This window comes from Brenneria alni (assembly GCF_003666245.1).
Taxonomy (GTDB): domain Bacteria; phylum Pseudomonadota; class Gammaproteobacteria; order Enterobacterales; family Enterobacteriaceae; genus Brenneria; species Brenneria alni.
The window spans coordinates 1-2,343 of the sequence record NZ_MJLZ01000097.1 but is presented as its reverse complement, the minus strand read 5'-3'; the positions used below and the strand labels follow the sequence as shown (position 1 = coordinate 2,343).

Here is a 2,343-nt window from a genome sequence, read left to right as displayed (position 1 = left end):
CACCCCGGGCAGCGTACTGGCGGCAAACACCAATGTCACCGCCAGTGTGACCACTGCTGATGCGGCGGGTAATACCACCACCGCAGAGGCCAGCCGTCCTTACGCCGTCGATACGGTAGCGCCGGACGCGTCGATCACCATCGACACCATTGCCGGTGATGATAGGGTAAATATTGCCGAATCCAGCCAGTCCGTGAATATCAGCGGCAAGGTTAGCAACAATGTGCAGGCCGGTGATACGGTTACGGTAACCGTCGGTTCAGAGACCTACCAGACCACGGTCAATGCCGATGGTATTAGCTGGAGTGTTAGCGTACCGGGCAGCGTGCTGGCGGCAAACACTGAGATTAATGCCAGCGTCACTACTGCCGATGCGGCGGGTAATAGCACTACGGCAAGCGCTGATCGTTCTTACACTGTCGACACCATAGCCCCGGACGCCTCCATCACTATCGACACAGTGGCTGGTGACGATATGGTGAATATCGATGAGTCCAATCAGACTATTAATGTGACAGGTCGTGTTGGTAATAATGTTCAAGCCGGTGACGCGGTGACGGTCACCGTCGGTTCAGAGACCTACCAGACCACGGTCGATGCCGATGGAATTAGCTGGAGCGTGAATATCCCGGACAGCGTACTGGCGGCAAACACTAATGTCAGTGCCAGCGTGACCACTGCCGATGCGGCGGGTAATACCACTACGGCAAGCGCCAATCGTTCTTATACCGTTGATACGGTAGCGCCGGACGCCTCCATTACTATCGACACCGTGGCTGGTGATGATGTGGTAAATATCGCCGAGTCCGGCCAGACCATTAATGTGACAGGCCGCGTCGGTAATAATGTTCAAGCCGGTGATACGGTGACGGTCACCGTGGGTGCGGAGACCTACCAGACTACTGTCAATGCCGATGGTGTTAGCTGGAGCATAGATATTCCGGGTTCTGTACTGGCTTCCAACTTGGCAGTTAGCGCCAGTGTCACCACTACCGATTCCGCCGGTAATACCACTACGGTAAGTGCGGATCGTCCTTACACCGTTGATACCATAGCCCCGGAAGCGTCCATCACTATCGACACCGTTGCTGGTGACGATAGGGTGAATATCGATGAGTCCAATCAGACGGTTAATGTGACAGGTCGTGTTGGCAACAACGTTCAGGCCGGTGACGCGGTGACGGTAACAGTCGGTTCAGAAACCTACCAGACTACTGTCAATGCCGATGGTGTTAGCTGGAGCGTAGATATTCCGGGTTCTGTACTGGCGGCGAACACCGAGATTAATGCCAGTGTCACCACCACCGATGCGGCGGGTAATACCACTACGGCAAGTGCGGAACGTACTTACACTGTCGACACCATAGCGCCGGACGCCTCCATTACTATCGACACCGTGGCTGGTGATGATGTGGTGAATATCGCCGAGTCCAATCAGACTATTAATGTGACAGGTCGTGTTGGTAATAATGTTCAAGCCGGTGATACGGTGACGGTCACCGTGGGTGCGGAGACCTTCCAGACCACAGTGAATGCGGATGGAATTAGCTGGAGCATAGATATTCCGGGTTCTGTTCTGACGGCGAACACCAATGTCAGTGCCAGCGTGACCACTGCCGATGCCGCCGGTAATACCACTACGGCAAGCGCCAATCGTTCTTATACCGTTGATACGGTAGCGCCGGACGCCTCCATTACTATCGACACCGTGGCTGGTGATGATGTGGTGAATATCGCTGAGTCCAGTCAAGCCATCAACGTGACCGGCAAGGTCGGCAACAACGTTCAAGCCGGTGATGCGGTGACGGTCACCGTGGGTGCGAAGACCTACCAGACTACTGTCAATGCCGATGGTGTTAGCTGGAGCGTAGATATTCCGGGTTCTGTACTGGCTTCCAACTTGGCAGTTAGCGCCAGTGTCACCACCACCGATGCGGCGGGTAATACCACTACGGCAAGCGCCGATCGTTCTTACGCCGTCGATACGGTAGCCCCGGACGCCTCGATCACTATCGACACTGTCGCTGGTGACGATAGGGTAAATATTGCCGAGTCCAATCAAGCCATCAACGTGACCGGCAAGGTTGGCAACAATGTGCAGGCCGGTGATACCGTCACGGTAGCAGTCGGTTCAGAGACCTACCAGACTACTGTCAATGCCGATGGTGTTAGCTGGAGCATAGATATTCCGGGTTCTGTACTGGCTTCCAACTTGGCAGTTAGCGCCAGTGTCACCACCACCGATGCGGCGGGTAATACCACTACGGCAAGCGCCGATCGTTCTTACGCCGTCGATACGGTAGCCCCGGAGGCCTCCATCACTATCGACACCGTTGCTGGTGA

1 protein-coding gene is annotated in these 2,343 nt (G+C 55.3%); it reads left to right on the top strand.

What is annotated here, in order from left to right:
• Positions 1 to 2,343: beta strand repeat-containing protein (locus tag BIY29_RS19765; RefSeq protein ID WP_121576704.1), on the top strand; the 2,343-nt coding region annotated here is incomplete at both ends.